Below are 26036 nucleotides of genomic sequence, written 5' to 3' on the forward strand. Positions count from 1 at the left end.
CCGCATAGCCGACCCGGCGACGACGCAGCAACCGAATAGTCGGTGATCGGCGTCCCGTCGGCTGACACGGGCGTGTCTCCGGCCAGACTCCGGCATTGCGGGAGAGGGCGCCGGACCCTAGGATTGATGGCGATGCTGACCCTGCCCAATATCCTCACCCTGTCGCGGATTCTCGCGGTGCCGCTGCTTGTCGGCTTCCTGTGGTGGCCGGCCTGGCCGGCGGGATATGCGATCGCCTTCGCGCTTTATTGTCTGATGGGGATCACCGATTATTTCGACGGCTATCTGGCCCGGTCCAAGGGGACCGTGTCGAAGCTCGGCATCTTCCTCGATCCCATCGCCGACAAGATCATGGTCGCCTCGGTGGTACTGATGCTGGTGGCGACGCGCGATATCGCCGGCTGGTCGCTGATCGCCGGCATCATCATCCTCTTGCGCGAGATCGCGGTTTCGGGCCTGCGCGAGTTCCTGGCCCAGCTTCAGGTGTCGGTCCCGGTGTCGAAGCTCGCCAAGTGGAAGACGACGCTCCAGCTCGTCTCGCTCGGCGGGCTGATCCTTGCCGGCGCCGTGCCCGGCTGGCCCTGGCTCCAGACCGTCAGCCTCGCGGCATTGTGGGGCGCGGCAGGGCTGACGTTGATCACCGGCTGGGACTATCTGCGGGTCGGCCTCAAGCACATGGATTGAGGGCCGTCATGGCGATCGATCTGCTTTATTTCTCCTGGGTGCGCGAGGCGATCGGGACGAGCGCCGAAACACTCGATCCGCCCGAAGGACTGGCGCGCGTCTCCGACCTGGTCGACTGGCTCGCGACGCGCAGCGATGGCCACGCCCGGGCGCTGGCCGATCGTGGCCGGTTGCGCGCGGCGGTCGATCAGATATTCGTCGGTCTCGATGCGCCGCTCGGGCACCCGCGCGAGGTGGCGATCTTCCCGCCGGTGACGGGCGGATGATCCATGTCGCCGTCCAGCAGGAGCCGATCGACCAGGCGACGGAGTTCGCCGCAATCATGGCGGCGGGCGTTGGCGGGATCGCGACCTTTGTCGGCGTGGTGCGCGGCGACGATGGCGTCACGACACTTGAGCTCGAACATTATCCGGCCGCGACCGAGGCAGCGTTACAGGAACTAGCGGAGGAAGCCGTGGCGCGCTGGGGCCTGTCGGCGACGAGCGTGGTGCATCGGGTAGGGCTGATGCGGCCGGGCGATCTGGTCGTCTTCGTCGGTACCGCTGCAACGCACCGGGCGGCGGCGCTTGATTCCTGCGCTTTCCTGATCGACCGGTTGAAGACGCAGGCGCCGTTCTGGAAGCGCGAGACGCGCGACGGTGAGGCACGCTGGGTAGAACCGCGCGGCAGCGACGCAGACGCCGCCGCGCGGTGGGAAGAAACCTAGCCCAGTTTCGGCAAGAGCACGCCGTTGACGACATGCACGACGCCGTTCGACTGGCGGACGTCAGGCACTTCGACATAGCTCTTGTTGCCGTTGGCGTCGGTCAGCTGGATCGCGCCGTTGAGGTCGGTCACCGTCAGGGTTGCACCTTCTACGGTGGTCAGCGTCGTGGTGCCGCCGCCGGCGGTCATCTTCTGCTTGAGTTGCTCGAGCGTGATGATGCCCGGTACGACATGATAGGTCAGCACCTTGACCAGGGTTGCCTTGTTCTCGGGCTTCATCAGCGTATCGACCGTGCCGGCGGCCAGCCGGCCGAACGCGTCGTTGGTTGGTGCGAACACGGTGAAGGGGCCGGGGCCGGAAAGCGTCGCGTCAAGGCCGGCTGCCTTCACTGCCTTCACCAGCGTCGTCAGGTTCGGTGCCGCGGCTGCGTTCTCGGTGATCGGCTTGGCTGCGTCCATCGCCGCGCCGCCCACTGCGGGGTTGGGCGTGGCGGCGGCGGCGGCGGGAGCGGGGGCAGGGCTGTCCTGCGGGGCACGAGCCTCGGCGGCGGAAACGGCGACCATCAGCAGGCCGGACATCGCCACAACCGGAAGCTTGGTGGAAAATCTCATCAGTCTCTCCAGTGATATCGAATGCGCGCTCAAGGAAACGATCCAGGAGAATGCGCACGACAAGATACGGTCCGGCGGCCGAATGGTTTCATGGCCGCAGGCTACTGCGCTTCGGCAAGTACCTCGGCGAGCAGGTGGAAATCCTTTTCGCGGGGCGACGCACGACGCCAGACAAGCGCGATGCGACGTGCAGGATTTGCGGCGTCCAGTGGCCGCGCCGTAAGTCCGGTATGGTCGAGGATGCCCGCCTTGAGCGCCATTTCCGGCAGCATCGTCACGCCCAGGCCATTGTCGACCATCTGGACGATGGTGTGGAGCGAGGTGCCGAGCATCGTCGCCTCGGCGCGCAACTCGGGCCGGTTGCAGGCGGCCAGCGCGTGATCCTTCAGGCAATGCCCGTCTTCGAGCAGCAGCAGCCGGTCCTCGTCGATATCGTTGGCCTGCATCGCGCTCGTCGCGCTGCCGATCTCGCCTTCGGGCCCTGCGACGAACAGCCGGTCGTCGAACAGGAACTGCGACGCGACCTCGCCACAGGCATAGGGCAGGGCGAGCAGCACGCAATCGGTGCGGCCGTTATGCAGGCCCTCGCAGGCGGCGGCGCTCGGTTCCTCGCGCAGGAACAGCTTCAGGTCGGGATAATCGCGTCGCAACCGGGGCAGGATTCGCGGCAGCATGAAGGGAGCGATCGTCGGGATCACGCTCATCCGCATCTCGCCCGACAGGGGGCGTCCGGCGGCGCGGGCGAGGTCGCCCAGTTCCTCCGCCTCGCGCAGCACCCGCCGCGCCTTGTCGGCGATTCGGTCGCCCAGCGGCGTGAAGCGGACGACGCGGCGGGTGCGTTCCACCAGGGTGACGCCTATCAGCGTTTCAAGTTCGCGGATGCCGGCGGACAGAGTCGACTGGGTAACGAAGCACGCCTCCGCCGCCCGCCCGAAATGTCCATGGTCCTGCAACGCGACCAGATATTGGAGCTGCTTCAGCGTAGGTAGATAGGTGGCCATAATCGCCTCACTCGATCAACGGTACCTAAATAACCTGTTGGATCGATCAAATGCCAGCCTTATATGCAGCGCAGCACAGACGGCGAATCAATCGCCGCGTCGCGAGGATGCCGAAGGCCGACCCATTCCTTGAGGAGGCCACCAATGCTTACCGTCGGAGACAAGCTCCCCGAATTCACCGTTCCCGTCCAGCAGGGCACCGACGCGCTGCCCGCCGGCGAGACGCTCAGCCACGACGCATTCCCCGGCCGCTGGAAGGTCCTGTTCTACTGGCCGAAGGACTTCACCTTCGTCTGCCCGACCGAGATCGTCGGCTATGCAGCGCTCAAGGACGATTTTGCCGATCGTGACGCCGTGCTGATCGGGGCCTCGACCGATACCGCGCACGTCCATCTCGCCTGGCGCAAGTCGGATCCGGATCTGGCCGCTGCCGATTTCCCCTGGCTGGCTGATAACGGCGCGGTGCTCGCGTCGAAGCTCGGTATCCTCGACGCGAACGAACATGTCGCCTATCGCGCGACCTTCATCATCGACCCGGACAATGTGATCCAGGCGGTGCAGGTCAATGGCCTGAACGTCGGCCGCAACCCCGCCGAGACGCTCCGCGTGCTCGACGCGCTGCAGACCGACGAGCTCTGCCCCTGCAACTGGAACAAGGGCGATGACGTCCTCCAGGTCGCTGCCTGAGAAGATTCCCCTCCCGCATTGCGGGAGGGGCTAGGGGAGGGCGTGTCCGCAAGCGGCGCGCCCTCTTTTTGACAGGCCCTCCTCCGACCCCTCCCGCAAGCGGGCGGGGAGGAGAAACGAGGGTGAAGAAGGACATGACATGTCGCTCAAGGAATTCGCGGGCACCTTGCCCGATTTCGCCAAGGATATCCGCCTGAACGTCGGGTCGCTGCTCAATGAGGCACACTTGCCCGATCAGCAGAAATACGGCCTGCTGCTTACCTGCGCGCATGGCTCGGGCTACAAGCCGCTGGTCGACGCGACCGAGGCCGAAGTGGCCGGGAAGCTGTCGCCCGAGGCAGCCAATGCGGCGCGCGCGGCTGCGGCGGTGATGGCGATGAACAATGTCTATTACCGGTTCACCCATCTGGCCGGAAACCAGGAATATCGCACCATGCCGGCCAAGCTGCGCATGAACGTGATCGGCGCGCCGGGCATCGACAAGGTCGATTTCGAGCTGTTCAGCCTCGCCGTTTCGGCGATGAATGGCTGCGGCATGTGCATCGACGCGCATGAGAATGTGTTGAAGAAGGCCGGCGCCACCGCCGAGGCGATCCAGACCGCGGTGCGTATCGGTGCCGTGATGAAAGCAGTCGCGACGGTGCATGCGGCGCTGAACTGAGCTCTTTGCCCCTCCCGCTTGCGGGAGGGGAGCAGAGGGGGAAGACTTCTACTTCATCACCGCCGACCAGATCGTATAGGCGCTCGTCACCGTCAGCAGCACGCCGACCAACCCCATCAGCAACCTTGCCGGCACCCGTTTGGCCAGCAGCCCACCGAACGGCGCGGCGATCAGCCCGCCGATCAGCAGCCCCACCGTCTGCAGGGTGAAGGCGGCGAATCCCATGGTGGCGATGAAGGTGGCGGAGATCGTCGCGGTCAGGAAGAATTCGGATGTGTTGACCGTGCCGATCGTGCTGCGCGGGCTCGCGCCCTGGACGAGCAGGTTGGAGGTGACGACCGGTCCCCAGCCACCTCCGCCCGCCGCATCCAGGAACCCGCCGACCAGCCCGAGAGGCTCGATGATCTTGGGCTCGCGCGGTTCAACCCGGCCGCGCCAGGCGCGGTACAGCAGGTACAGGCCGATCGAGGCGAGATAGGCCATCACGAACGGCTTCGCGACCGAGGCATCGAGGTTGCTCAGCACATAGGCGCCGAGCACGCCGCCGATCACGCCCGGGATCACCAGCCTGCGGAACAGCTTCCAGTTGACGTTCTTGTGAAGGATATGGCTCGTTCCCGACGCGGCGGTAGTGAAGGTTTCCACTGCGTGCACGCTGGCCGAGGCGACGGCGGGAGACAGGCCGAGAAAGCTCACCAGCAGCGTATTGTTGATCACGCCGAACGCCATGCCAAGAGCCCCGTCGATCATCTGGGCGGCGAAGCCGACCACGATGAAGGGCAGGACCGCCTCTACGGTGGCGAGCGAAATGTCGAACATCTGGCAAAACTCTCCACGACCGATTTGCGTCGAATTCGCCTGTCTGGTGAAATCCTACAAGCAAGATAGGGTTTATGCGGCGAAAGTTAGCGACCAGCCGGTCCTTTAATTCGCTGGAATGAGCGCCTAGATATCGCCCCAGAAAAGGGGACGCGAGATGATGGAGCGGATGTTCGCCTATCTCGATTCGATCAAGGCGCGCGATCCCGCGCCGCGGTCTCGGCTGGAGGTTCTGACCTATCCCGGCGTGTGGGCGCTTGTCTGGCATCGACTCGCCCACCGGCTGTACGGTGCGCGTTTCTATTTCCTCGCGCGGCTGGTAAACCATTTCTCCCGCGCCTGGACTGCGATCGACATTCATCCCGGGGCGAAGATCGGCCGCAATTTCTTCATCGACCATGGCTTCGTGGTGATCGGCGAGACGGCGGAGATCGGCGACAACGTCACCATCTACCAATGTGTCACGCTTGGCGGCACCAGCCCCGACAACGGCGTGGCCGGCAAGCGCCACCCGACGATCCTCGAAGGCGCGATCATCGGGTCGGGCGCCCAGGTGCTCGGACCGATCACTGTCGGCCGCGGTTCGCGCATCGGCGCTAATGCCGTGGTGACGCGCGATGTAGCCGAGGGCGCGGTGATGGTCGGCATTCCGGCCCGTGCGACGATGGTCGAGGGCGGGCAGAAACCGCAGGAATTCCTCGCTTATGGCACGCCCTGCAGCGACATGTTCGATCCGCAGACGCAGAAGGTCGAACTGCTTCGCTGCGAGCTGGAGACCATACGGAAGCGGCTGGATACGCTGCTCGCCGAGTCCGAACCCAAGCGCAAGAACGTGCGCGACCGTGCCTGACGGCCTGGTGGCGGAGGCCTGATGGGGACGGTAACCCCTTTTCCGCTGCCACTGGGGCGTGCAGTCCAGGTCGGTTTCGAACGCCTCGAACTCAACCGCATCCTCGATCTCTATGGCCGGATGGTGTCGGCCGGGCATTGGCGCGACTATGCGATCGAACTTGGCCGCGACGCGGCGGTGTTCGCCGCCTTTCGCCGCGCGGCGGAGCGGCCCGAATACCGCATCGAGAAGCATCCGGCCTTGCGCCATCGTCAGGGGATGTGGGCGCTGGTCAACGAGGCTGGCGTGGTGCTGAAGCGTGGGCATGAACTCGCCCCAGTGCTGGCGCCGCTCGAGCGCCGGCTGATGAAGCTCGTCGATCAATAGGCAAAACCCCCGGCGACCCGATGGACGGCCGGGGGGCAGGTTCTCGCCGATATGGATCGTGTCAGGCGGCCGACATCGATCCTACCGGCGGAAGGCGCTCGCTCAGATTGCCCAGCGTGCCGACCACGAGACGGCGCATCGGATGCCAGAAGGCCGAGAGCGTCAGGAGTGTCGATCCGATCGCCAACGCTGTGAAGGCCCAGGCCAGTTCGACCGCCCCGGCCCTGTAGAACAGCACGTACATTGCGTAGAGCACATAGGCGAGGCTCGAGACGAGCAGCGCGCGCCTGTCGACCGCCAGCGCCACGAAGGCGAAGACGAGATAGAGCGCGAGCACGATTGCCGCGAGGTTAAGCGCAATCGTCTCATTGAACACGCCGAGCATGTGGAACACCGGATGAGCGATCAGCGGTGCCGCAGCAAGGTGAAGCCAGAAGGCGACGTCCGAGCGGCGGGTGCGGCGCTCCCGGTCGGACACGTCCCACCACATCGCCAGCGCGAACACCGCGAGACCGCCGGCGAATAGGATCGGATAGATCGCATCCCGTGCCGCCGGGATTGCAGCGACGGTCAGCCCAACCGCGACGGCGACCAGTGCGGCGGCACCCGCCGCAACGGTGATCGGGACCATGAATCGCTTCCAGTGAAGCCAGGCCGCGCCCGCCGTGACAAGGGCGATGCTAGCGCCGATGACGGCGTTGGTGCGATCCGAGAGATCGGGATCGATCTCGACCAGCACACCGACAAGCGTGGCGGCGACGCCGCCGACGAACGCGATCAGCAAAAGGATGCTGGGCAGGGCCATGCGCCGTTGCCGCGTAAAATATTCGGCGAGGCCCCAGGCGGCGATCGCCACCAGGGCGCCTGCGAGGGGTGTCGTGATCGACTGGCCGATCCACGCCAGCGCGACCAGCACCAGCCCGACCGCGATGGCCACGAAGATATCATTGAACCCGCTCAGGAGCCTGAAATGCTCCTCGTCCACCGCTGGCGCCGCATGGCTCCTTGCGACGTGATTGCGCAGGGCGCGGGCGGCGTCGCGGGAGATCGCCCCGGCCGCCACCGCGTCGTCGAGATCGCTTTCGCTGTACATGGCATTCTCCTCCTGTCGGGAAAGAATACCATCAGTGTATTGCAATGACAATACACTGATACAGTGTCAGCCGCCCTGCAGCTTTTTCAGGATCGACATTGCCTGTTCGGCGCCTGACTGAGGGGTCATCTCGCCGGCGCGGTCGACGATCTCGTTCCAGTGCGCTGCGATACCTTCAGGGCTCAGTTCGTCCCCCGTCAGCAGCTTGCCCTGGGTCAGGGTGACATAGGCCGCCTGGAATACGCCTGCCCCGGCGCCGACGATCATGTTGGTCGGTGCATCCTCCGACACGAGGTAGAGGGCGGCGGGTACGACCTTTTCAGGCGCGAAGGCCTGGAACGCTTCGGGCGGGAACAGGTCCTCGGTCATGCGCGTGCCCGCGGTCGGGGCGATAGTGTTGACCTTGATGTTGTTCTTGGCGCCCTCGAGATAAAGCGTCTTGGCGAAGCCGGCGAGGCCCAGCTTGGCGGCGCCGTAGTTGGTCTGGCCGAAATTGCCGTACAGGCCGGTCGAGGACGCGGTCATCAGGATGCGGCCATAATTCTGCTCGCGCATCGTCTCCCACACTGCCTTGGTGACGTTGGCTGATCCGATCAGGTGGACATCGACCACGAATTTGAAATCGGCCGGCTCCATCTTGGAGAAGCTCTTGTCGCGCAGCACGCCGGCATTGTTGATGAGGACGTGGACGCCGCCCCACTTCGCCTTCGCCTTGGCGACGAGTTCGACCATATGCTCATATTCGGTGACGCTGCCGCCATCGGACATCGCCTCGCCGCCGGCCGCCTCTATTTCTTCCACGACCTTCAGCGCGGCGTCGGAATGGCCGGTGCCGTCGCGCGAGCCACCGAGATCGTTGACGACGACTTTGGCACCGCGCTTCGCCAGTTCGAGCGCATAGGCGCGGCCGAGACCCCCGCCTGCGCCGGTGACGATTGCGACGCGGTCCTTGAAACTAATGGTCATGCGGGCGCTCCCAAAGATGATGGAGCGCTTCCTATTCTATCGCGCCGTCAAGGCAAGAGCGCTGGGTAGGAGAAGGGCGGGCGCTCCCGGTCGCCCGCCAGTCATCCTAGCGTCCGCCGCGCTGCATGCACTTGTCGAACTGGCCGCGCTTGCAGATCGGATAGTGCGCCAGCGCCGCGGGCGGGGGGAATGCCTGGTCCGGCGATGGCGCCTGGACGAAGACCGGCTTCACGCCGGGCTGGGGCGTGCCCGACAACGCTGGTTGGGAGGGTTGATAGCCGCCGACCGGATCTGCCGCGGTCGTGGATGTCGTCTGCGACGTAGACATGTCCTGCGCCATTGCCGGCGTCGCGACCGCCAGTGCGGCCAAGAGGATCAACTTCATCGGAGTCTCCTGCTTTTCACGCGCAGGCTTTCGCCGCGCCCACCCCAAACGCGCGGGTGGGCGCATGGCTCCCTCGTTTCGCAGACGATTCTTTTTTTCTCCTTCCCGCGGGATGGAGAAAATGGTCAGGCGCCGGAATCGAGCGCGTAGCCGGCCGAGCGCACCGTGCGGATGATATCCGGTCGGTTGGTCCCGTTGATCGCCTTGCGCAGTCGCCGGATGTGAACGTCGACGGTACGCGATTCGATGTCCGAATCATGCCCCCACACCGCGTCGAGCAGCCGCTCGCGCGAGAACACCCAGCCCGGATGTTCGAGGAAATGCTTGAGCAGGCGGAATTCGGTCGGGCCGAGCGGTACGACCTCGCCCGCGCGGCGGACCTTGTGGCCGACCGTGTCCATCTCGACATCGCCATAGGTGAGCTGTTCGCCGGCCAGCGCCGGCCGAACGCGGCGCAGCACCGCGCCGACCCGTGCCACCAGCTCGCGGGGCGAGAAGGGCTTGGTCACATAGTCGTCAGCGCCGGTTTCGAGGCCGCGCACCCGGTCTTCCTCCTCACCGCGCGCGGTGAGCATGATGATCGGCACGTTCGCCGTCTCGGGCATGCGGCGCAGCCGGCGGCACACCTCGATCCCCGACAGCCCCTCGACCATCCAGTCGAGCAGCACGATATCGGGGGTCTGTTCCTTGGCGAGCAACAGGGCTTCCTCGCCGTCCGGGGTCTGCTTGACCTCGAAATCCTCGCGTTTGAAATGATAGACGAGCAGTTCGGCAAGCGCCGCATCGTCTTCAACCAGCAGCATTTTAGCCCGGGCCATCGGTCTTGCTCCTTCAGATCGTTTCGATTGCCGCGCGGTCACGCTCGGCCATGTGCGTGCCGGTTGCGGCATAATACACCATCTCAGCGACGTTGGTCGCGTGGTCGCCGACTCGTTCCAGGTTCTTCGCGATGAACAACAGGTGCGCGACCTGGCCGATCGTCTTGGGATTCTCCATCATATGGGTGACGAGAACCCGGAACAGGCTGTTGTAGAAATCGTCCACGGCCTTGTCGCGCTCGCACACCGACACCGCTGCGTCGGCGTCGCGCGCGGCGAAGGCATCGAGAACGTCATGGACCAGGGCAGCGGCCAGCGTCGCCATTGCCGGCAGCACCGACAGCGGTTCGATATCGCCATGGCTGTCGATCAGCGGCACGCGCTTCGCGATGTTCTTGGCATAGTCGCCGATCCGCTCGACCACGCCGGCGATCTTCAGCGCCGCGACCACCTCGCGCAGGTCGACCGCCATCGGCGCCCGGAGCGCGATGATGCGCACGGCAAGCTGTTCCACCCGCATCTCGAGCGCGTCGATCTTCTTGTCGTCGGCGACGATCCGCGCGGCTGCTTCCAGATCGTGCCGTTGCAGCGCCTGGATCGCGGCGCCGATCGCCTGCTCGGCCAGTCCGCCCATCTCGGCGATCAGGCCGCGCAGCTCGCCGATATCGTCGTCAAATGCCTTTACCGTATGTTCGCTCACTGCATCTGTCCCGTGGCTCAGCCGTAGCGGCCGGTGATATAGTCCCTGGTGCGCTCCTCGCGCGGGTTCGTGAAGATGTCCGAGGTCGCGCCATATTCGATCAGCGTGCCGAGGTGGAAAAACGCCGTCCGTTGCGAAACGCGCGCCGCCTGCTGCATGTTGTGCGTGACGATCACGATGGCGTAGCGACCCTTCAGCTCGTGGATCAGCTCCTCGATCTTCGCGGTGGCGATCGGGTCGAGCGCCGAGCAGGGTTCGTCCATCAGGATCACCTCGGGGTCGACCGCGATCGCCCGGGCGATGCACAGTCGCTGCTGCTGGCCACCCGACAGCGCGGTCCCGCTATCCTGCAGCCGGTCCTTTACTTCCTCCCACAGGCCGGCGCGCTTCAGCGATTGCTCGACGATGCCGGAAAGCTGGCTCTTGCTTGACGCCAGGCCGTGGATGCGCGGGCCATAAGCCACATTCTCGAAGATCGATTTCGGGAACGGGTTGGGTTTCTGGAACACCATGCCGACCCGGGCGCGGAGCTGCACCACGTCCATCTCGGGCGCATAGATATCCTCGCCGTCGAGCCTGATGTCGCCGGTCACCTTCGCGCTGGCGACGGTGTCGTTCATGCGGTTGAGCGTGCGCAGGAAAGTCGATTTGCCGCAGCCCGACGGGCCGATGAACGCGGTGACGAGATCCTGGTCGATATCGATCGACACATCGCTGATCGCCTGCTTCTTGCCGTAGAAGACGTTGACGTTGTTGGCCGTCATCTTGAGGTGTTGGGTCATTACCAGCGGGTCTCGAATTTATTGCGGAGGTAGATCGCGATGCCGTTCATCGCGAGCAGGAAGGCGAGCAGCACGATGATCGCCGCGCTGGTCTTCTCGACGAAGCCGCGATTGACCTGATCCGACCAGAGGAAGATCTGCACCGGCAGCACCGTCGACGGGTCGGTCAGCCGTTCGGGTGGGGAGGCGATGAAGGCGCGCATGCCGATCATCAGCAACGGCGCCGTTTCGCCCAAGGCTCGCGCCATGCCGATGATCGTACCGGTCAGGATGCCGGGCAGGGCGAGCGGCAGCACGTGATGGAACACCACCTGCACCGGCGACGCGCCGACCGCGAGCGCCGCATCGCGGATCGAGGGCGGCACGCTCTTGATCGCGTTGCGCCCGGCGATCACGATCACCGGCATTGTCATCAGCGCCAGGGTGAGACCGCCGACGATCGCCGCGGAGCGCGGCAGGTGGAAGGTGTTGAGGAACACCGCAAGACCAAGCAGGCCGAAGATGATCGAGGGTACCGCCGCGAGGTTGTTGATCGACACCTCGATCAGGTCGGTCCAGCGGTTCCGGGGTGCATATTCTTCGAGATAAAGCGCCGCGAGCACACCCACCGGGAAGGCGAGCAGCAGGGTGACGATCATCGTGAAGATCGATCCCTTCAGCGCTCCCCAGATGCCGACCATTGTCGGGTCGGTCGAATCCGCTTCCTGGAGGAAGGACAGGTTGAAACCGGTGGTCAGCGCCCCGGCTGCCTTCAGCCTCGCGACGATCGCCTCCGCCTCGGGCGATCCCTTGCCCTTGGCGGCGATGTCGATCGAATCCGAGGCAGGCACAGCGATTGTCGCGCGGCCGCGCAGAAGCGTGGGATCGGCCTTCACGGCGCTCCGGACCTTCAGCCACGCGCCGTCGGAAATGAGCTTGTCGCCATCCTTGCCGAAGGCGGCGATCGCGGCGGTGTCGGTCGCGTCCTGGATGCCGGCACCCGCCAGCGCCAGGTCGGCGCCTGGCCCCGACAGCCGGGAGGTGTCGAGCGTCAGACCCGCCTTGGGAAAGTCGATCGGCAGCTTGATCTCGGTGCGCGAGAAGCCGCCGAGCCCATTCGCCATCATCGTGACGAGCAGGAAGACAAGGAATCCGGCCGACATCAGCACTGCGCCGAGCCCGAGCAGCCGAAACCGGCGTTCGGCGGCGTAGCGACGGCGGATGCGGCGCTGCATCGCTTCGGCACGCCAGTCGGTCGGTGCCTTTTCGATCAGGGCGCTACTCATTCATATGCTTCCCGGTACCGCTTCACCACGGTGAGCGCGATGATGTTGAGCAGCAGCGTCACGACGAACAGGGTCAGCCCGAGGGCGAAGGCGGCGAGCGTCTTCGGGCTGTCGAACTCGGCTTCGCCGGTCAGCAGGTCGACGATCTGCTTGGTGACGGTGGTCGCGCTGGCAAAGGGGTTGAGCGTCAGCGTCGCGACGCCCGAGGCGGCCATCACCACGATCATCGTCTCGCCGATCGCGCGACTGACCGCGAGCAATACGCCGCCGACCACGCCGGGCAGCGCCGCCGGAAGCAGCACCCGACGGATCGTCTCCGACGAGGTCGCGCCCATGGCGAGGCTCCCGTCACGCATCGACGATGGAACGGCTGCGATCGAATCGTCGGCCATGGAGGAGACGAAGGGGATGATCATCACCCCCATCACCAGCCCGGCGGCGAGCGCGCTTTCGGACGAGGCCCAGGTGACGCCCAGCGACACGGCAAGATCCCGTACCGCTGGCGCTACCGTCAGCGCGGCGAAATAGCCGTAGACCACCGTAGGCACGCCAGCGAGCACCTCAAGGATCGGCTTCATCCACGCGCGCACGCGCGGGGCGGCATATTGGGTCAGGTAGATCGCGCTCATCAGCCCGAACGGGATCGCGACGATCATCGCGATCACCGCGCCGATGAAGAAGGTGCCCCAGAACAGGGGCACCGCGCCAAGCGATGCACCGGGGTCGCTGGCGGAAATGACCTGCGGGCTCCAGTGCGTGCCGAACAGGAAATCACCGATCGGCACCATCCGGAAGAAACGTGCTGATTCGAATAGCAGCGACGCGACGATCCCCAGGGTGGTCAGGATCGCGATCAGCGAGGCGGCGAGCAGCAGCAGCATGACGACGCGTTCGATCTGGGTCCTCGCGCGGAATGCCGGCCGGACTCGCGTGAACGCCCATGCACCCGCTGCGAAGGCAAGCAATAGCGCCACCGCGCTGCCGATCCAGTCATAGCGCTTCTGCGCCGCCGCATAGGCCGGCGCGAGCTCCTGCGAGAGCGGGTTGAAGGTGCCGAAGCTCCGTCCCGCGGCAAGATTGCGCGCCTCAGACAGCACTGATGCGCGTTCGAAGCGGTTGGCGGGCAGGTGGGCGGCGGCCGGGGCTTCGAGTACCGAATCGGTGACTAGCGCGGGCGACACCGAAGACCAGACCGCAAGGAACAGGGCCGCGGGCAGCACTGTCCACAAGGCGACATAGGTGCCGTGATGTGACGGCAGCGAACTGAAACGGGCGCTGCTGTCGCGGCGGAAGCTGACGGCACGCACCCGCGCGGTCAACCAGCCGATCAGGCCAAGCCCGGCAATCAGGAAAAGAAGGGAAAGAACGGACATCTCAGTGGAGCTTGCTCGGGTCGAGCAGCGTCTCGTTGCGGATGATCGAGGCCGATTGCGCGCGAACCTCGGGCGGGGAGGCGATCAGCCCGCGCTTCACCAGTGGCCCGCTCGGGTCCCATTCCTTCGAATATTGGATCAGGAACTGGCGCAGGCCGGGGATTGCGTTGAGATGCGCCTTCTTGACGTAGAGGAACAGCGGACGCGATCCGGGATAGCTGTTCTGCGCGATGGTCTCATAGGTCGGCTCGACGCCATTCAGCGGCACGCCGTTCACCTCGTTGCGATTTTCCTCGAGATAGGAATAGCCGAAGATGCCGATCGCGGTCGGGTTGGAATGAAGCTTCTGGACGATCAGATTGTCGTTCTCGCCCGCGTCGATATAGGCGCCGTCCTCGCGCACCCGGCTGCAGATCTTGTCGTAGCCGTCCTTGTCGGTCTCCTTCAGGGGCTTCATCTGCGGCATCGCCGTTTCGCAGCCCTTGTTGAGGATCAGTTCGGTTAGTGCATCGCGCGTGCCGCTGGTCGCGGGCGGGCCGTAGATCTGGATCGGTATCGCGGGCAGCGCGGGATTCACGTCGCGCCAGGTGCGGGCGCTATTCTTGGCGCCCATGGGGCTTGCCGCCATCGCCTTGAAGATGTCGACCGGGGTCAGCTGGAATTTCGGCCCGTTATTCGCCTCGGCAAAGGCGATGCCGTCCAGCCCGACCTGGATTTCCAGGATATCGCCGGCGCCGTTCGCCTTGCAGGTCGCATATTCGGACGCCTTCATCCGGCGCGATGCGGCCTCGATATCGGGGTGGGCAGCGCCGATGCCGGCGCAGAACAGTTTCATGCCGGCACCGGTGCCCGTCGATTCGATCACCGGCGTGCGGGTGTTGGGGGTGTTGTTGATGAACTGTTCGGCGACCAGCGTGGTGAAGGGATAGACCGTAGAGGATCCCACCGCCTTGATCTGGTCGCGCGATCCCGCGCCACTGCCATTCGCCTGGTCCTCGCATGCTGTCAGGGCAAGCGCGGAGAAAGCGAGAATCAGGGCGGTCCGTGTCACTGGGCGTTTCCTCGGGGAGAAATTCCTGAGTCGCGCTAGCAGCGCGATCAACGCGCCTGTGTGACAATCGCGTTACCGTTTGATGACAGTGCTTCCGTGGGCGGGCAGCAGCACCGTGACCGTGGTCCCCTTGCCCACCACGCTGGCGATGTCGAGACGCCCGCGATGCCGTTCTACAATATGTTTGACGATCGCGAGGCCGAGGCCGGTGCCGCCCGCGGCACGGCTGCGCCCCGCATCGACCCGATAGAATCGCTCGGTCAGCCGCGGGATATGTTCGGGGGCGATCCCGTCGCCCTCGTCGGCGACGCTGATCCGCACCATGCCGGTCTGATCCCGCCACAGCCGTACCGAGACCGGTGCGCCCGGCCGGCCATATTTGATCGCATTGCCGATCAGATTGTGAAGCATCTGGCTGAGCTGCGCCCGGTCGCCCGCGACGGGCGGCACTTCGGCGCCGATATCCGCGGCGATCTCGTTGCCGCGCGCATCACGCGCGTCGAGCAATTCAGTCCGCACCTCGCCGATCAGATGACCCAGGTCGACGGCATTTTCGGGCAGGCGGTATTTCTCGGCCTCGATTCGGCTGAGCGAGATCAGATCCTCGACGAGCCGCTGCATACGCCGCGATTCGTCGAACATGATCTTCAGGAAGCGGCTGCGCACCGCCTTGTCGGCGCCGGCTTCCTCTTCGAGCGTCTCGATATAGCCGAGGATCGACGCAAGCGGCGTGCGCAGTTCGTGGCTGGCATTGGCGACGAAGTCGACCCGCATGCGCTCCGCGGCATAATTGCCGGTCTGGTCGATCAGGTGGACGATGCGCTGGCCGCCCGCGGCGCGACCGACATGCATTTCCCAGCGCTGGTCGAGCGTGCCCAGCCCGACCAGGTCGATCGGCCCTTGCGGAACCCCGGCGAGCGGGCTGGCGAGCCGCTCGGCCGCCGCCGGGTGGCGGATTGCGAGCCGAACGTCCTCGCCGACGATATGCCCGCCAAGCAGCGCGCGGGCGGCTGCATTGGCATGGGTGACTCGGCCTTCGGTCACGATCAGTACCGGCTCGACAATCGCTTCGATCACCTCCGCGATTTCCGGGGCCTTGGGTGCCGTCAGGTCGGCAGTGCTCGTCGCGACCTCGGTCGGTTCGTCGCCGGAGCCCGCCGCGAGCAGTGCCGCGGCAATCCCGCCGACCAGGGCGATGAGGGTCGACGGCAGGTCGTACGAAATCAGGAACACCGCGACCGCCGCGACGACGGCGATGACGATGGCGGTAAACGTACGGTGGCGGAACCCTTGAAGCATTGCCGTCGCTCTAGCCATTCGTCCTTAACCGGGCCAGCCTTGCTTGCCAGTCATTTGCGAATGTGAAAGGGCTAAGAAGGTAAAGGGCCTGACAATGAGTGATGAAAGCCAGGATATTCTTCCGCGGGACGGCGTGAACCGGCGCCGGGCGTTGATGCTCGGCGCGGTCGGGGCGAGCGCGATCGTCTCGATCCGTCCCGCTTTGGCGCAGACCGCGGCGTCGGTCATAACCTGCGAGATTCCCGTGCCAGATCCCGGCCGCGCCGGCAGCTATATCGCCGCGGACGGAACGCTGGTGCCGGCCCGCACGCCGGGTGCGTTCGCGCCGCCGGGCAAGCCGTTCAAGGGGCAGGCAGTGAAGGCGGCGCTCAACGGCGGGCAATTGCCCGGCACGAGCTATGAGCAGAGCCGGGCCTACACCAACTACATCCGCCGCCTGCAATCGGGAACGAGCGGCTTCACCTGCTTCGCCTCGTTGCAGATGCCTCGCGGCTGAGGACTTGTCGGAGCCATTGTACCGGATGGCGCGGGCGGAGAGCCTGCGCATCGTCCATCTCGACACGTTCGTCGCCGTCTATCACCGAACTTCCGGCATCACGCATCTGATTACCGCGCCCGCGCCCGAGATCCTCGCGACCCTGGGCGAGGCGGGCATGACGCTGGCTGCGCTGGCCGACCGGCTCGCGGAGGATTATGATCTGGGGGATACGGATGCGGCGGCGCTGGCCGCACGGCTTGAGGAACTGGTCGCGGCCGGACTGGTGTCGGCGGCATGAGGCATGTCTTCTCCGTCAGGATCGGGCCGGTGGGGTTCCGGATCGGTTCCGACTGGCGCGCCCCGATCGCGCAGATGGAATCGCTCTATGCGGATTATCCCAAGCCACATGACGGTGTGCCGGACTTCAATGTGCGCCTGTTCGCGGCACGGCCATGGCGGCGCGTCGTCCGTCCGGCGGTGATGATCGGCGGCGATTTCGTGCTGCCCGAGGCTGCGCCGCTGCCTTTGGCGCAGGGGCTGCTTGCGGCCGAGATGGGCATGAACCTCCAGATGGCGCTCGGCCAGCGGCGCTATCTGCTGCTCCACGCCTCGGTGGTCGAACGCGACGGACGAGCGCTGGTGATGACCGGCATTTCCGGCGCGGGGAAATCGACTCTGGCGGCCCTGCTCGGTCTGCGCGGCTGGCGGCTGATGGGCGACGAGTTCGCGCTGGCCGATCCCCGGACCGGGCTGATTCACGCCTTTCCGCGCCTGATCAGCCTGAAGAACGCGGCGATCGGCGTGGTCGAGCAGGCGGCCCCCTCTGACAAGTTCGGCACGTTGCTTGCGGGAACGCCCAAGGGCGACATTCGGCATCTCGTCCCGAACGCTGCTGCATTGGAGAATATGGATAGTCCCGCGGTCCCGGCGCTTGTCCTGTTTCCGCGCTTCGGCTTCGAGGCGGCGGACCGTCACGTCGCCCCGAGCGAGGTGTTCGTCCGGCTGACCCAGGCATCGACCAACTATGTAGCGATGGGGGAACGCGGCTTCGACGCCTTGACGCGGATCGTCACGACCGTCCCGGCGCGGGCGATCGACTATCCCGACACCGACAGCGCCATCGCACAGGTCGAGGCGCTATGGGCGGCACTGTGACCGACGGCTGGCTGCTCGCCCGAGCATTGCGTATCCCTGGCAATACGCTCGCGCTCGATGCGGCGGGCTGGACCGCGCTGATCGCGGCCGCGCGCGCCGAGCAGATGATCGGGACGCTGGCGCACCGGCTCGAAGGGCTGGCGGTACCGGGTGCCGTCGCTAGGCTCCTTGCCGATGCCCGCGCCTCCGCCGCGCAGGGGCGCATCGCTGCGTTATGGGAGGCGGAAGCAGCCCGGCGTGCGCTGGCGCCGCTTGGCATGCCGGTCGTGCTGCTCAAGGGCACCGCTTTCGTCGCGGCGGAGTTGAAAGCGGGGCAGGGGCGGTCGATCGGCGATCTCGACATCCTCGTGCCGCGCGACGCCCTCGACTCGGTCGAGGCGGCTCTGCTCGCGGCGGGCTGGGAATGGGTGAAGCCCGATCCTTATGACGATGCCTATTATCGGCGCTGGATGCACGAACTGCCCCCGTTGATCCACCGCGAGCGCGACCGCATGATCGACGTGCACCACACCATCCTGCCGCTCACCGCACGGATCACGCCTGATGCCGCAGGTCTGCTGGCGAAGAGCATCGCGGTCGCGCCCGGGCTGCGTGCTCTCTCGCCGAACGACATGCTGGTCCATGCGGCCGCCCATCTGTTCGCCGACGGCGATCTCGCGGGCGGCATGCGCAATCTCTGGGACGTGCATTGCCTGGTCGCGGAGTTCGGCATTGCGGGACTGGCCGAGCGCGCCACGCATCATGGACTGGCTCGAGAGATGTCGCGCGCTCTGCGTCTCGCGGCGGCGCTTTACGGTAACGGCGCAAGGCTCAAACCGGCCGACCATCTCTATCTCCGCCGCCTGACCGCGCGCGATGGCTGGGGCAGGGCGACTCGCCCTGTCACGCGACTCGCCTTCTATGTCCGCTCGCACTGGCTGCGCATGCCGCCGGCGATGCTGGCACGACATCTGTGGACCAAATGGCGCGGGGGACATCGGACGGGGAGCATTTAAGCTGCGGTTCATTCTTCATGGATGAAGTAACGGAAAAACCGATTGTTTCCTCGCGGGCGATACGTCAGCATCGGGTTCGGAAAAGAGGGGCGCGCATGAAGAGAATCATCGTTGCGGCTTTGCTGCTTGGTCTGGCCGGGTGCTCCGCTGGCGAGGATATTCCCGTTGCCGAAAAAGCAGTGGGTCGGTTTCACGCAATGCTAGACAATGGCCAGAACGCCCAGATTTATCAGGCTTCCGCTGCCGAAATGAAGGCGGCGGCCACTGAACCCAAGCTGACGGCGCTGCTTGAGGCCGTCCACCGCAAGCTCGGCACGGTGAAGAAGGCGGAACGGAAGGGCTGGAACGACCAGGTAAATACCGGCGGCCATTTCATCACCTTGAACTATGCCACGAGCTATATGCGGGGTGAGGCGATCGAGACCTTTGTCTACAAGATTGCCGATGGGCAGGCGAGGCTGGCCGGGTACAACATCAATTCTGCCGCAATGATGATCAACTGATAACGAATCGATAGTCGCGGCGCTCGACCGCTATCGCCGGAAGATGCGACGGACCAGCGCGACGATAGACAGCACCACGATGACGCTGGCCGTGTCGGCTACCCAGTCCATGATGTCGCAGTCGCGGTGCAGCGAGGGAATCGACTGCGCCACTTCGATCAGCGCGCCGAGGAAGGACAGCCGCTCGGCGATGCGTAGCAGCGGAACCTTTGCGTAGCCGATGGCGGCAAGCGCGGCGAGCACGCCGAATGCCAGCATATGTTCGAACTTGTCGCCGAACTGGTCGATCGGGGTGTGCGGGGGATGAGGCAGGACCGCCATGACGACCGCAAACAACAGAGCGGCCCAGAAGGCGGTCCTGGCCGCCAGCGTGCGATAGGTCAAACGGACATGCCTTCGAGAGTAGGAATCAGCGAATCATAGTGATCGATTATCCGGTCCGCGCCTAGCTCCTCGACTGGCTGCAACAGGAAGCCGAAGCTGACGGCGATGCTCGGCACGCCGGCGTTCTTCGCCGCCATGACGTCATAGATCGAATCGCCGACAAAGGCCGCACGGCCGCCGCCGAGCCGCCGGATCATCTCGTCGATCGGTGCACGATGCGGCTTGGCGAAGCCCTTGCCCATGGTGTCGCCGCCGATCAGCGTGTCGAACCGGTCGCGCAGGCCCAGCTCGCCCAGCAGCTTTTCCGCCAGCCCTTCGAACTTGTTGGTCACGATCGCCGTCTTCACGCCCATCGCCCTGAGCGCTTCGACCGCGGCGACCGCGCCGGGAAAGGGGCGGCTCTCCACCGCGATATGTGCCTCGTAATATCCGAGCAGCAGCTTGTAGAGCCGCCGGAATTCCTCCTCGGTGCAGCCGCCGGTCGCCGCCAGGGTGCGCTCCAGCATCACCTTGGCGCCTGCGCCGACCATCGGCTTGACCTGCTCGATCGTCAGCGGCTCTCGTCCGGCCTCGGCCAGCGTGTGGTTCACCGCCGCGCTCAGGTCCCCGATCGTGTCGAGGAAGGTCCCGTCCAGGTCGAAACCGACAATATCGAATGAAAATGTCGTCATGGCATGTTCGCCTGCCAGCCGGGCTATGGAATTGGCAAGACAATCATGGCACTGCCTTTCCGTATCGGGACGTTTTTTCCGCTAGTCCCCGGCTCGATCGGAGTAGGTTTCAGGCACCGTGACCAATCGACCTGTCGCAGCGATCATCCTTGCCGCCGGCAAGGGCACGCGCATGAAATCCGACCTGCACAAGGTGCTCCACCCGATCGCGGGGCGGCCCATGCTGCTTCACCTGATCGACAGTGTGTCGGCGCTGGAACCCGAACGCACCGTCGTGGTGACTGGCGCCGGGCGCGAGCAGGTCGAGGCAGCGGTGTCCCCGCTTGGCGTGATGACCGTCGTGCAGGGCGAACAGCTCGGCACCGGCCACGCGGTACACCAGGCCGAAGAGGCGATGGGCGGCTTCGTCGGTGATATCCTGATCCTTTATGGCGATGTGCCGCTTGTCACCAGCGCCACCATGGCGCGCATGCTGGAGCGCCTGCACGGTGTAGATAAGCCTGCCACGGTCGTGCTCGGTTTCCGCCCGGTCGATTCCGCTGCCTATGGCCGGGTGATCGCCGATGGCGACGGGCGTATCGTGAAGATGGTCGAATATAAGGATGCGACCCCCGGGGAACGCGCTGAGACGCTCTGCAACTCGGGCCTGATGGCGGTGCGCGGCGAGGATATGTTCGCGCTGCTCGCCCGGGTGGGCAATGATAACGCCGCCGGCGAATTCTACCTGCCCGATATCGTGATGCTCGCGGCCGAGGATGGCCGTTCTTCCGCAGTGATCGAGACCGATGCGGTCGAGGTCGCGGGCGTCAACAGCCGCGGCGAACTGGCGGTGGTGGAGGCGAGCTGGCAGCACGGTCGGCGCGCGCGCGCCATGGCTGAAGGGGCAACCCTGATCGCGCCCGAAACCGTGTGGTTCGCCTATGATACGCGGATCGGTCGCGACGTCGTGATCGAACCCAATGTCTTTTTCGGTCCCGGTGTCAGCGTGGCGGACGGCGCGGTGATCCACGGCTTCAGCCATGTCGAAGGCGCGACGGTCGGACCCAAGGCGGAGGTTGGTCCGTTTGCCCGCCTGCGCCCCGGCGCGGTGATGGGCGAGAAGGCGAAGGTCGGCAATTTCGTCGAGATGAAGAAGGCGGTGCTTGGCCCCGGTGCAAAGGCCAGCCACCTTACCTATCTGGGCGATGCGGAGGTCGGCGCGGGCGCGAACATCGGCGCTGGCACGATCACCTGCAATTATGATGGCTATTTCAAATACAGGACCGTGATCGGCGAGGGCGCCTTCATCGGATCGAACAGCGCCCTGGTCGCGCCGGTCACGATCGGCGCGGGGGCGATGGTCGCCGCCGGTTCGGTTATCACGAGGGACGTCGAGGCGGATGCGCTGGCGATCGCTCGGAGCAAGCAGGAGGCCAGGCCCGGCCGCGCCAGGCGCTTTCGCGACGTGATGGCGGCGGAGAAGGCCACGAAGAAATGATTTTCTCCCCTCCCTGAAGAGAGGGGCAGGGGGTGGGTAGCGAGCGCAGCGAGCCTTCCACCCTCACCGTAAAAAGCGCCGCCGGGGGTATCGAGCCTCTGGCGCCGCTGACCCACCCCAAGCCCCTCCCTTCCAGGGAGGGGGGAGATTGCAAGCTATGTGCGGTATCGTTGGAATTCTCGGCAAAGGCCCTGTTGCCGATCGGCTACTCGACGGCCTCAAGCGTCTCGAATATCGCGGCTATGATTCAGCCGGCATCTGCACCGTGCATGACGGCGAGTTCGATCGTCGCCGCGCGCCGGGCAAGCTGATCAATCTCGCCGCGGAGCTGGCGAAGGATCCGCTCCCGGGCGACAGCGGCATCGCGCATACCCGTTGGGCGACGCACGGCGCTCCGACCGTCGACAACGCTCATCCGCATATCGTCGGCGACGTGGTGCTGGTCCACAACGGCATCATCGAGAATTTCAAGCCGCTCCGTGACGAACTGATCGCCGAAGGGCGTGAGTTCAAAAGCCAGACCGACACCGAGGTTGTGGCTCACCTGATCGACCGCGAGCTTGCCCGCGGTTTTGCCCCGCGCGAGGCGGTGGCGAACGTGCTGCCGCGCCTCCATGGCGCCTTCGCGCTCGGCGTGATGTTCAAGTCCGAACCCGATCTTCTGATTGGCGCCCGGCTCGGTGCGCCGCTCACCGTCGGCTATGGCGATGGCGAGAATTATCTGGGCTCCGACGCGCTCGCGCTCGCGCCGCTGACTCAGCGTATCGCCTATCTCGAAGAGGGCGACTGGGCTGTCGTGAAGCGCGAGGGTATCCAGGTTTATGATCGGGAGAATAATCCGGTCACGCGCCCCATCGTCAATTCCGGCGCCTCGGGCCAGTTGATGGACAAGGGCAACCACCGCCACTTCATGCTCAAGGAGATTTACGAGCAGCCGGTGGTCGTGGCCCAGACCCTGCGCTCCTATCTCCGCCCGATCGAGGAAATGGTCGCGCTGCCCGACATGGAGTTCGACCTCGGTTCGGTCGAGCGAGTCGCCATCGTCGCCTGCGGCACTGCCTCCTATGTCGGCATGATCGGCAAATACTGGATCGAGCAGTTCGCCCGGGTCCAGGTCGAGGTCGATGTCGCGTCCGAGTTCCGCTACCGCGATCCCGTCCTCAGTCCCGACATGCTCGGCATCGTCATCTCGCAATCGGGCGAGACCGCCGACACGCTGGCGGCGCTGCGCCACATGAAGGCGGCGGGTCTGACGACGGCGGGCATCATCAACGTGCCGACCAGCTCGATGGCGCGCGAGGTCGATCTGCTGCTGCCGACTCATGCCGGCCCGGAGATCGGCGTCGCCTCGACCAAGGCCTTCACCTGCCAGCTCGCCGTGATGGCCGCGCTCTCGATCAACCTCGCCCGCGCCAAGGGCAGGCTGACTCATGAGATGGAGCGCGAGATCGTTGCCCATCTGCGCGCGGTGCCGGAGGCGATGAATCATGCGCTCAGCCATGATGCTGAGATCGAGGCGATGGCACCGAAGATCGCTGCCGCGCGCGACGTGCTTTATCTCGGCCGCGGCCCTGACTATCCGATGGCGCTGGAGGGTGCGCTGAAGCTCAAGGAAATCAGCTACATCCACGCCGAAGGCTATGCCTCGGGCGAGATGAAGCACGGCCCGATCGCCTTGATCGACGATCAGGTCCCGCTGATCGTCATCGCGCCCTCCGGCCCATTGTTCGACAAGACGGTGAGCAACATGCAGGAGGCGCAGGCGCGCGGCGCGCAGGTCGTGCTGATCTCCGATGCGGATGGCATCGCCCAGGCAGGCGAGAACACCATCGCCACGATCGAGATGCCCAAGGTCCACCCGCTGATCGCGCCTCTGGTCTATGCGGTGCCGGTGCAGCTGCTGGCGTACCATGTCGCCGTGGCCAAGGGCACTGATGTCGACCAGCCGCGCAACCTGGCGAAGTCGGTGACGGTCGAATAGCTGCTCTCGTCTCGAGAGGATTTGGGCGAATCCACTGCTTCCCCTCCCCTGCTTCCCGGCGAAGGCCGGGGTCCAGTGGGGAGACGCCTTTGGATAGGGTTGCGCGTCGTTACATCGACTTTCCTGACTGGACCCCGGCCTTCGCCGGGGAAGGTAGAAGACAGGCCTCGAATAACCTCGGCGGCGGTTACAGCGACGCGCCGGCACAGCCCCCGCTGGCGCTGTCGATTAGGTTTACAACGACGAGGCTTCGGCCATCATGGGAACGCGCGCTCGGTTCGGCTCCGCTGATGCCCGGCGAACCACCACGCTCAGCAGCAGGTTCTCGTGGTCGATGACATAACGCCGCTGAAGAAGGAAATCGAGATGCTCGGCCACTGCCTCGGGCAGGCCCTCGCGTGGGCGGGGGCGCTCCAGCTGAGCCAGAGCGTTGACCGCTGCGGGAGAAAGCACGGAGAGCGCCTCGCGCGCGATGGGCCTGGTATCGATGACGACGCCGCCACCGCTCGCCTTCGTTTCCAGAAGCAGAAGTGGACGCTGCGCACGCAGCCACAAGTGCTTCCAATGATCCACGCTGTCGCGAAACTCTTTCACCAGCGCCGTGTCCGAGAGGAACTCGGTCGTGTAGATGCCGTCAAAATGATAGGCGATCTCGTCGAGAGGCGCGTCTGACGGATAGAGGCCCCGATAGATCTCGAACGGTTTGATCTCGGGAATGCCCAGGCGCTCGTGATCGTCGAAATTCGGGCTGAACCGGTCGATCATGATTTCGGATATGCCGTCGGGCGGCCGGAAATGCACGAGCGCGGGAAAGATTGCGAGCATGTCGCGATAATTCTGCTGAGTCTCGCCCGGGAAACCGTAGATCAGGTTCCAGCCGGCGCGCATGCCGTGCTTGGCGCTGCTTCGCAACAGCATGATGTTCTGGTGCGCCGAAACGCCCTTGCGCATCAATTTCAGGACCGGTGTCGACAAGGATTCGACACCCGGCTGGATGCTGTAGACACCGGCCGTGCGCATCAGGGCCACTTGCTCTTCCTTGAGGTTCGCCTTCACCTCGTAGAACAATTTCGGCGGGTGGGGCATGGCAGCCAGCTGAGGCAGCACAGTCGCGAAATAGGAATTCGGGATGATGTTGTCGGCCGTGCGGATCGGTCGGCCGTCCCATCTCTCGTCGAGCGCGGTAAGCTCCCGCACAACCCGCTCGGACCCCTTCTCGCGGAAATTCATGCTTGCCTGGTTGAGGCCGCAGAAGATGCAATGATGCTTGGCGCCCCACCAGCAGCCGCGCGACGACTCATATGTCACATACCCCGGAAGCTCCGGCGGCAGTCGTCCGGCGTCCTGCTGCTCTCGCAACGCGGCGATGAAGTCGGAGAAATCGGCGTCAGGCGAATCGGCCATGTTCTGCAGCGGCGCGCACTCGACGATTCGCCCGGCAGGGCGCTCGCCCCTGCGCAGATAGGCTTCGCAGAAATCTGGAAAGGCGACATCCGCCTCGCCGTCGAAGAAATAATCGACACAATCGAATATCGGCGCGAGCGCTTTCGCCATCACGCCGGTGACGTTGGCGCCGCCCATCACGATCAGCGCGTCGGGCAGGGCGGCGCGCACTCGCCGCGCAATGGCGAACGCCGACATGTTCTGCTGGAACATGTTGGTGATGCCGACGATGCGCGGCTTCTTGGCGGCGATCGCCTGCACGACTTCGTCAAGATGGGGTCCGACGGCAGGCGCGACGCTCGCGATCAGATCGAGCATTTTCGGGTGCTCGATGCCTTCGGGAATGCGCGCGAGGGTCTCAGGCGGATACGCGTGCGGCTTGAAAATATACTCGCCCGGCTGCTTGCGCACCAACGTGCCGCAAATCGTCTCGTAGAGTTCGTAGCCGATGCGCGCTCCCATCAACACGCTGGCATAGACCGCCCCGACCCGGAAACCCCGCTGCCGGCAGGCCGCGATCAGAACGGAGGTGCCGAGGGGTGTCAGATTCAGCGTATCGAACGCCGGTACGACAATACAGAGGTCGGTTTCCGTTTCCAATTTCCTCGTTCCTCCCAAGAACGGCCGTTTCATCGCGAGGCCCCTGATCCTGTACGACTGCCCCTGCCTTTCGGCAATCATCATTGGCCCCGGGCCATATACTTTAGGCGTATGCGAGGCACTGCTTGAGAAAAACTGCACCCGATCTTGCTGCATCGGGATAGTCTGGGGCATTTATTGCCCGGAACGCCAGCCGCGCTTGAACTTGTGCCGGCCGTTTACGTCGGCACGG

The 26036-nt window shown here is 65.1% G+C and carries 30 protein-coding genes; 14 read left to right on the forward strand and 16 right to left on the reverse strand.

Annotated elements, in window-relative coordinates:
- Positions 1 to 132: 132 nt before the first annotated feature.
- Genes pgsA through NDN01_RS03840 form a run of 3 tightly spaced genes read left to right on the forward strand, consistent with a single transcriptional unit; the run spans position 133 to position 1390 of the window.
- Positions 133 to 684, forward strand: coding sequence for a CDP-diacylglycerol--glycerol-3-phosphate 3-phosphatidyltransferase (gene pgsA / locus NDN01_RS03830; RefSeq protein WP_272628003.1), 552 nt, complete (start codon positions 133 to 135; stop codon positions 682 to 684).
- Between the two features lie 8 nt (positions 685 to 692).
- A complete protein-coding gene (gene moaD / locus NDN01_RS03835) occupies positions 693 to 950 on the forward strand; it encodes a molybdopterin converting factor subunit 1 (protein WP_272625982.1) in 258 nt (85 codons plus the stop codon).
- Positions 947 to 1390 carry a molybdenum cofactor biosynthesis protein MoaE gene (locus NDN01_RS03840; protein ID WP_272625984.1) on the forward strand — a complete coding sequence of 148 codons (444 nt, stop codon included), beginning with the start codon at positions 947 to 949 and terminating at the stop codon, positions 1388 to 1390. The genes moaD and NDN01_RS03840 overlap by 4 nt, the downstream gene beginning before the upstream one ends.
- On the opposite strand, the gene NDN01_RS03845 is transcribed toward NDN01_RS03840, so the two are convergent.
- Together NDN01_RS03845 and NDN01_RS03850 are read right to left on the reverse strand one after the other, a co-directional pair.
- Positions 1387 to 2001 carry a fasciclin domain-containing protein gene (locus NDN01_RS03845; RefSeq protein ID WP_272625986.1) on the reverse strand — a complete coding sequence of 205 codons (615 nt, stop codon included), beginning with the start codon at positions 1999 to 2001 and terminating at the stop codon, positions 1387 to 1389. The genes NDN01_RS03840 and NDN01_RS03845 overlap by 4 nt on opposite strands.
- Positions 2002 to 2102: 101 nt before the next feature.
- Positions 2103 to 3002 carry a hydrogen peroxide-inducible genes activator gene (locus tag NDN01_RS03850; RefSeq protein WP_272625988.1) on the reverse strand — a complete coding sequence of 300 codons (900 nt, stop codon included), beginning with the start codon at positions 3000 to 3002 and terminating at the stop codon, positions 2103 to 2105.
- A gap of 144 nt (positions 3003 to 3146) precedes the next feature.
- Between NDN01_RS03850 and NDN01_RS03855 the strand changes: the two genes are divergently transcribed.
- Both NDN01_RS03855 and NDN01_RS03860 read left to right on the forward strand, forming a co-directional pair.
- Positions 3147 to 3689 carry a peroxiredoxin gene (locus NDN01_RS03855; RefSeq protein WP_272625990.1) on the forward strand — a complete coding sequence of 181 codons (543 nt, stop codon included), beginning with the start codon at positions 3147 to 3149 and terminating at the stop codon, positions 3687 to 3689.
- A gap of 139 nt (positions 3690 to 3828) precedes the next feature.
- Entirely contained in the window at positions 3829 to 4350 is a 522-nt protein-coding gene (locus NDN01_RS03860) for a carboxymuconolactone decarboxylase family protein (RefSeq protein WP_272625992.1), read from the forward strand.
- A gap of 48 nt (positions 4351 to 4398) precedes the next feature.
- Here the strand turns inward: NDN01_RS03860 and NDN01_RS03865 are convergent, their stop codons facing one another.
- Positions 4399 to 5169 carry a sulfite exporter TauE/SafE family protein gene (locus NDN01_RS03865; RefSeq protein WP_272625994.1) on the reverse strand — a complete coding sequence of 257 codons (771 nt, stop codon included), beginning with the start codon at positions 5167 to 5169 and terminating at the stop codon, positions 4399 to 4401.
- A 157-nt stretch (positions 5170 to 5326) separates the two neighbouring features.
- Here NDN01_RS03865 and epsC point away from each other — a divergent pair, with 157 nt between their 5' ends.
- Both epsC and NDN01_RS03875 read left to right on the forward strand, forming a co-directional pair.
- Entirely contained in the window at positions 5327 to 6019 is a 693-nt protein-coding gene (gene epsC / locus NDN01_RS03870) for a serine O-acetyltransferase EpsC (protein ID WP_272625997.1), read from the forward strand.
- Between the two features lie 21 nt (positions 6020 to 6040).
- The gene (locus NDN01_RS03875) at positions 6041 to 6385 is read left to right on the forward strand and encodes a DUF2794 domain-containing protein (protein WP_272625999.1); all 345 of its coding nucleotides are present in this window, start codon (positions 6041 to 6043) and stop codon (positions 6383 to 6385) included.
- Positions 6386 to 6446: 61 nt separating this feature from the next.
- Here NDN01_RS03875 and NDN01_RS03880 read toward each other — a convergent pair whose 3' ends face one another.
- From NDN01_RS03880 to NDN01_RS03925, 10 genes are all read right to left on the reverse strand, one after another.
- Positions 6447 to 7478, reverse strand: a complete 1032-nt coding sequence (locus NDN01_RS03880) for a hypothetical protein (protein WP_272626001.1) — start codon at positions 7476 to 7478, stop codon at positions 6447 to 6449.
- A gap of 66 nt (positions 7479 to 7544) precedes the next feature.
- Entirely contained in the window at positions 7545 to 8444 is a 900-nt protein-coding gene (locus NDN01_RS03885; protein WP_272626002.1) for an SDR family NAD(P)-dependent oxidoreductase, read from the reverse strand.
- Positions 8445 to 8550: 106 nt separating this feature from the next.
- Positions 8551 to 8829, reverse strand: coding sequence for a hypothetical protein (locus NDN01_RS03890; RefSeq protein ID WP_272626003.1), 279 nt, complete (start codon positions 8827 to 8829; stop codon positions 8551 to 8553).
- 125 nt (positions 8830 to 8954) lie between these two features.
- Complete coding sequence (phoB, locus tag NDN01_RS03895; protein ID WP_272626005.1) at positions 8955 to 9647, reverse strand: phosphate regulon transcriptional regulator PhoB; 693 nt, start codon at positions 9645 to 9647, stop codon at positions 8955 to 8957.
- A 13-nt stretch (positions 9648 to 9660) separates the two neighbouring features.
- Entirely contained in the window at positions 9661 to 10347 is a 687-nt protein-coding gene (gene phoU / locus NDN01_RS03900) for a phosphate signaling complex protein PhoU (protein ID WP_272626007.1), read from the reverse strand.
- 17 nt (positions 10348 to 10364) lie between these two features.
- Positions 10365 to 11129 (reverse strand): phosphate ABC transporter ATP-binding protein PstB, encoded by a 765-nt coding sequence (gene pstB / locus NDN01_RS03905; RefSeq protein WP_272626009.1) that lies wholly within the window; start codon positions 11127 to 11129, stop codon positions 10365 to 10367.
- Positions 11129 to 12394 (reverse strand): phosphate ABC transporter permease PstA, encoded by a 1266-nt coding sequence (gene pstA, locus NDN01_RS03910; protein ID WP_272626010.1) that lies wholly within the window; start codon positions 12392 to 12394, stop codon positions 11129 to 11131. The genes pstB and pstA overlap by 1 nt, the downstream gene beginning before the upstream one ends.
- The gene (gene pstC / locus NDN01_RS03915; protein ID WP_272626012.1) at positions 12391 to 13767 is read right to left on the reverse strand and encodes a phosphate ABC transporter permease subunit PstC; all 1377 of its coding nucleotides are present in this window, start codon (positions 13765 to 13767) and stop codon (positions 12391 to 12393) included. The genes pstA and pstC overlap by 4 nt, the downstream gene beginning before the upstream one ends.
- 1 nt (position 13768) lies before the next feature.
- Positions 13769 to 14818: a substrate-binding domain-containing protein gene (locus tag NDN01_RS03920; protein ID WP_272626013.1), complete on the reverse strand. Its 1050-nt coding sequence runs from the start codon at positions 14816 to 14818 to the stop codon at positions 13769 to 13771.
- 72 nt (positions 14819 to 14890) lie between these two features.
- Complete coding sequence (locus tag NDN01_RS03925; RefSeq protein WP_272626015.1) at positions 14891 to 16117, reverse strand: ATP-binding protein; 1227 nt, start codon at positions 16115 to 16117, stop codon at positions 14891 to 14893.
- A 94-nt stretch (positions 16118 to 16211) separates the two neighbouring features.
- On the opposite strand from NDN01_RS03925, the gene NDN01_RS03930 reads away from it, so the two are divergent.
- Genes NDN01_RS03930 through NDN01_RS03950 form a run of 5 tightly spaced genes read left to right on the forward strand, consistent with a single transcriptional unit; the run spans position 16212 to position 19248 of the window.
- Complete coding sequence (locus NDN01_RS03930) at positions 16212 to 16613, forward strand: hypothetical protein (protein WP_272626017.1); 402 nt, start codon at positions 16212 to 16214, stop codon at positions 16611 to 16613.
- 4 nt (positions 16614 to 16617) lie between these two features.
- On the forward strand, positions 16618 to 16893 hold the full coding sequence (locus NDN01_RS03935; protein WP_336298344.1) for an HPr-rel-A system PqqD family peptide chaperone: 276 nt from the start codon (positions 16618 to 16620) through the stop codon (positions 16891 to 16893).
- Positions 16890 to 17750 carry an HprK-related kinase A gene (locus tag NDN01_RS03940; RefSeq protein ID WP_272626018.1) on the forward strand — a complete coding sequence of 287 codons (861 nt, stop codon included), beginning with the start codon at positions 16890 to 16892 and terminating at the stop codon, positions 17748 to 17750. The genes NDN01_RS03935 and NDN01_RS03940 overlap by 4 nt, the downstream gene beginning before the upstream one ends.
- Positions 17735 to 18745 (forward strand): nucleotidyltransferase domain-containing protein, encoded by a 1011-nt coding sequence (locus NDN01_RS03945; protein ID WP_272626019.1) that lies wholly within the window; start codon positions 17735 to 17737, stop codon positions 18743 to 18745. The genes NDN01_RS03940 and NDN01_RS03945 overlap by 16 nt, the downstream gene beginning before the upstream one ends.
- 17 nt (positions 18746 to 18762) lie before the next feature.
- Positions 18763 to 19248 carry a DUF4019 domain-containing protein gene (locus NDN01_RS03950; RefSeq protein ID WP_272626020.1) on the forward strand — a complete coding sequence of 162 codons (486 nt, stop codon included), beginning with the start codon at positions 18763 to 18765 and terminating at the stop codon, positions 19246 to 19248.
- 30 nt (positions 19249 to 19278) lie between these two features.
- On the opposite strand, the gene NDN01_RS03955 is transcribed toward NDN01_RS03950, so the two are convergent.
- Together NDN01_RS03955 and NDN01_RS03960 are read right to left on the reverse strand one after the other, a co-directional pair.
- Complete coding sequence (locus NDN01_RS03955) at positions 19279 to 19632, reverse strand: hypothetical protein (RefSeq protein ID WP_272626021.1); 354 nt, start codon at positions 19630 to 19632, stop codon at positions 19279 to 19281.
- Positions 19629 to 20303, reverse strand: coding sequence for an HAD-IA family hydrolase (locus tag NDN01_RS03960; RefSeq protein ID WP_272626023.1), 675 nt, complete (start codon positions 20301 to 20303; stop codon positions 19629 to 19631). Before NDN01_RS03960 ends, NDN01_RS03955 begins: the two co-directional genes overlap by 4 nt.
- Before the next feature lie 172 nt (positions 20304 to 20475).
- Between NDN01_RS03960 and glmU the strand changes: the two genes are divergently transcribed.
- Both glmU and glmS read left to right on the forward strand, forming a co-directional pair.
- Complete coding sequence (glmU, locus tag NDN01_RS03965; RefSeq protein ID WP_443025234.1) at positions 20476 to 21780, forward strand: bifunctional N-acetylglucosamine-1-phosphate uridyltransferase/glucosamine-1-phosphate acetyltransferase; 1305 nt, start codon at positions 20476 to 20478, stop codon at positions 21778 to 21780.
- 157 nt (positions 21781 to 21937) lie between these two features.
- Positions 21938 to 23761 (forward strand): glutamine--fructose-6-phosphate transaminase (isomerizing), encoded by a 1824-nt coding sequence (gene glmS, locus NDN01_RS03970; protein WP_272626026.1) that lies wholly within the window; start codon positions 21938 to 21940, stop codon positions 23759 to 23761.
- 234 nt (positions 23762 to 23995) lie between these two features.
- On the opposite strand, the gene NDN01_RS03975 is transcribed toward glmS, so the two are convergent.
- Positions 23996 to 25804 carry a RiPP maturation radical SAM C-methyltransferase gene (locus NDN01_RS03975; protein ID WP_272626027.1) on the reverse strand — a complete coding sequence of 603 codons (1809 nt, stop codon included), beginning with the start codon at positions 25802 to 25804 and terminating at the stop codon, positions 23996 to 23998.
- Between the last annotated feature and the right edge of the window lie 232 nt (positions 25805 to 26036).

The sequence above is a fragment of the Sphingomonas sp. QA11 genome, assembly GCF_028473665.1.
GTDB classification, from domain to species: domain Bacteria; phylum Pseudomonadota; class Alphaproteobacteria; order Sphingomonadales; family Sphingomonadaceae; genus Sphingomonas; species Sphingomonas phytovorans.

Excerpts from the sequence above, each read along its gene's own strand:
- pgsA (WP_272628003.1), top strand. The coding sequence starts at position 133 with ATGCTGACCCTGCCCAATATCCTCACCCTGTCGCGGATTCTCGCGGTG.
- moaD (WP_272625982.1), top strand. The coding sequence starts at position 693 with ATGGCGATCGATCTGCTTTATTTCTCCTGGGTGCGCGAGGCGATCGGG.
- NDN01_RS03840 (WP_272625984.1), top strand. The coding sequence starts at position 947 with ATGATCCATGTCGCCGTCCAGCAGGAGCCGATCGACCAGGCGACGGAG.
- NDN01_RS03845 (WP_272625986.1), bottom strand. The coding sequence starts at position 2,001 with ATGAGATTTTCCACCAAGCTTCCGGTTGTGGCGATGTCCGGCCTGCTG.
- NDN01_RS03850 (WP_272625988.1), bottom strand. The coding sequence starts at position 3,002 with ATGGCCACCTATCTACCTACGCTGAAGCAGCTCCAATATCTGGTCGCG.
- NDN01_RS03855 (WP_272625990.1), top strand. The coding sequence starts at position 3,147 with ATGCTTACCGTCGGAGACAAGCTCCCCGAATTCACCGTTCCCGTCCAG.
- NDN01_RS03860 (WP_272625992.1), top strand. The coding sequence starts at position 3,829 with ATGTCGCTCAAGGAATTCGCGGGCACCTTGCCCGATTTCGCCAAGGAT.
- NDN01_RS03865 (WP_272625994.1), bottom strand. The coding sequence starts at position 5,169 with ATGTTCGACATTTCGCTCGCCACCGTAGAGGCGGTCCTGCCCTTCATC.
- epsC (WP_272625997.1), top strand. The coding sequence starts at position 5,327 with ATGATGGAGCGGATGTTCGCCTATCTCGATTCGATCAAGGCGCGCGAT.
- NDN01_RS03875 (WP_272625999.1), top strand. The coding sequence starts at position 6,041 with ATGGGGACGGTAACCCCTTTTCCGCTGCCACTGGGGCGTGCAGTCCAG.
- NDN01_RS03880 (WP_272626001.1), bottom strand. The coding sequence starts at position 7,478 with ATGTACAGCGAAAGCGATCTCGACGACGCGGTGGCGGCCGGGGCGATC.
- NDN01_RS03885 (WP_272626002.1), bottom strand. The coding sequence starts at position 8,444 with ATGACCATTAGTTTCAAGGACCGCGTCGCAATCGTCACCGGCGCAGGC.
- NDN01_RS03890 (WP_272626003.1), bottom strand. The coding sequence starts at position 8,829 with ATGAAGTTGATCCTCTTGGCCGCACTGGCGGTCGCGACGCCGGCAATG.
- phoB (WP_272626005.1), bottom strand. The coding sequence starts at position 9,647 with ATGGCCCGGGCTAAAATGCTGCTGGTTGAAGACGATGCGGCGCTTGCC.
- pstB (WP_272626009.1), bottom strand. The coding sequence starts at position 11,129 with ATGACCCAACACCTCAAGATGACGGCCAACAACGTCAACGTCTTCTAC.
- pstA (WP_272626010.1), bottom strand. The coding sequence starts at position 12,394 with ATGAGTAGCGCCCTGATCGAAAAGGCACCGACCGACTGGCGTGCCGAA.
- pstC (WP_272626012.1), bottom strand. The coding sequence starts at position 13,767 with ATGTCCGTTCTTTCCCTTCTTTTCCTGATTGCCGGGCTTGGCCTGATC.
- NDN01_RS03925 (WP_272626015.1), bottom strand. The coding sequence starts at position 16,117 with ATGCTTCAAGGGTTCCGCCACCGTACGTTTACCGCCATCGTCATCGCC.
- NDN01_RS03930 (WP_272626017.1), top strand. The coding sequence starts at position 16,212 with ATGAGTGATGAAAGCCAGGATATTCTTCCGCGGGACGGCGTGAACCGG.
- NDN01_RS03940 (WP_272626018.1), top strand. The coding sequence starts at position 16,890 with ATGAGGCATGTCTTCTCCGTCAGGATCGGGCCGGTGGGGTTCCGGATC.
- NDN01_RS03945 (WP_272626019.1), top strand. The coding sequence starts at position 17,735 with ATGGGCGGCACTGTGACCGACGGCTGGCTGCTCGCCCGAGCATTGCGT.
- NDN01_RS03950 (WP_272626020.1), top strand. The coding sequence starts at position 18,763 with ATGGATGAAGTAACGGAAAAACCGATTGTTTCCTCGCGGGCGATACGT.
- NDN01_RS03960 (WP_272626023.1), bottom strand. The coding sequence starts at position 20,303 with ATGACGACATTTTCATTCGATATTGTCGGTTTCGACCTGGACGGGACC.
- glmU (WP_443025234.1), top strand. The coding sequence starts at position 20,476 with ATGAAATCCGACCTGCACAAGGTGCTCCACCCGATCGCGGGGCGGCCC.
- glmS (WP_272626026.1), top strand. The coding sequence starts at position 21,938 with ATGTGCGGTATCGTTGGAATTCTCGGCAAAGGCCCTGTTGCCGATCGG.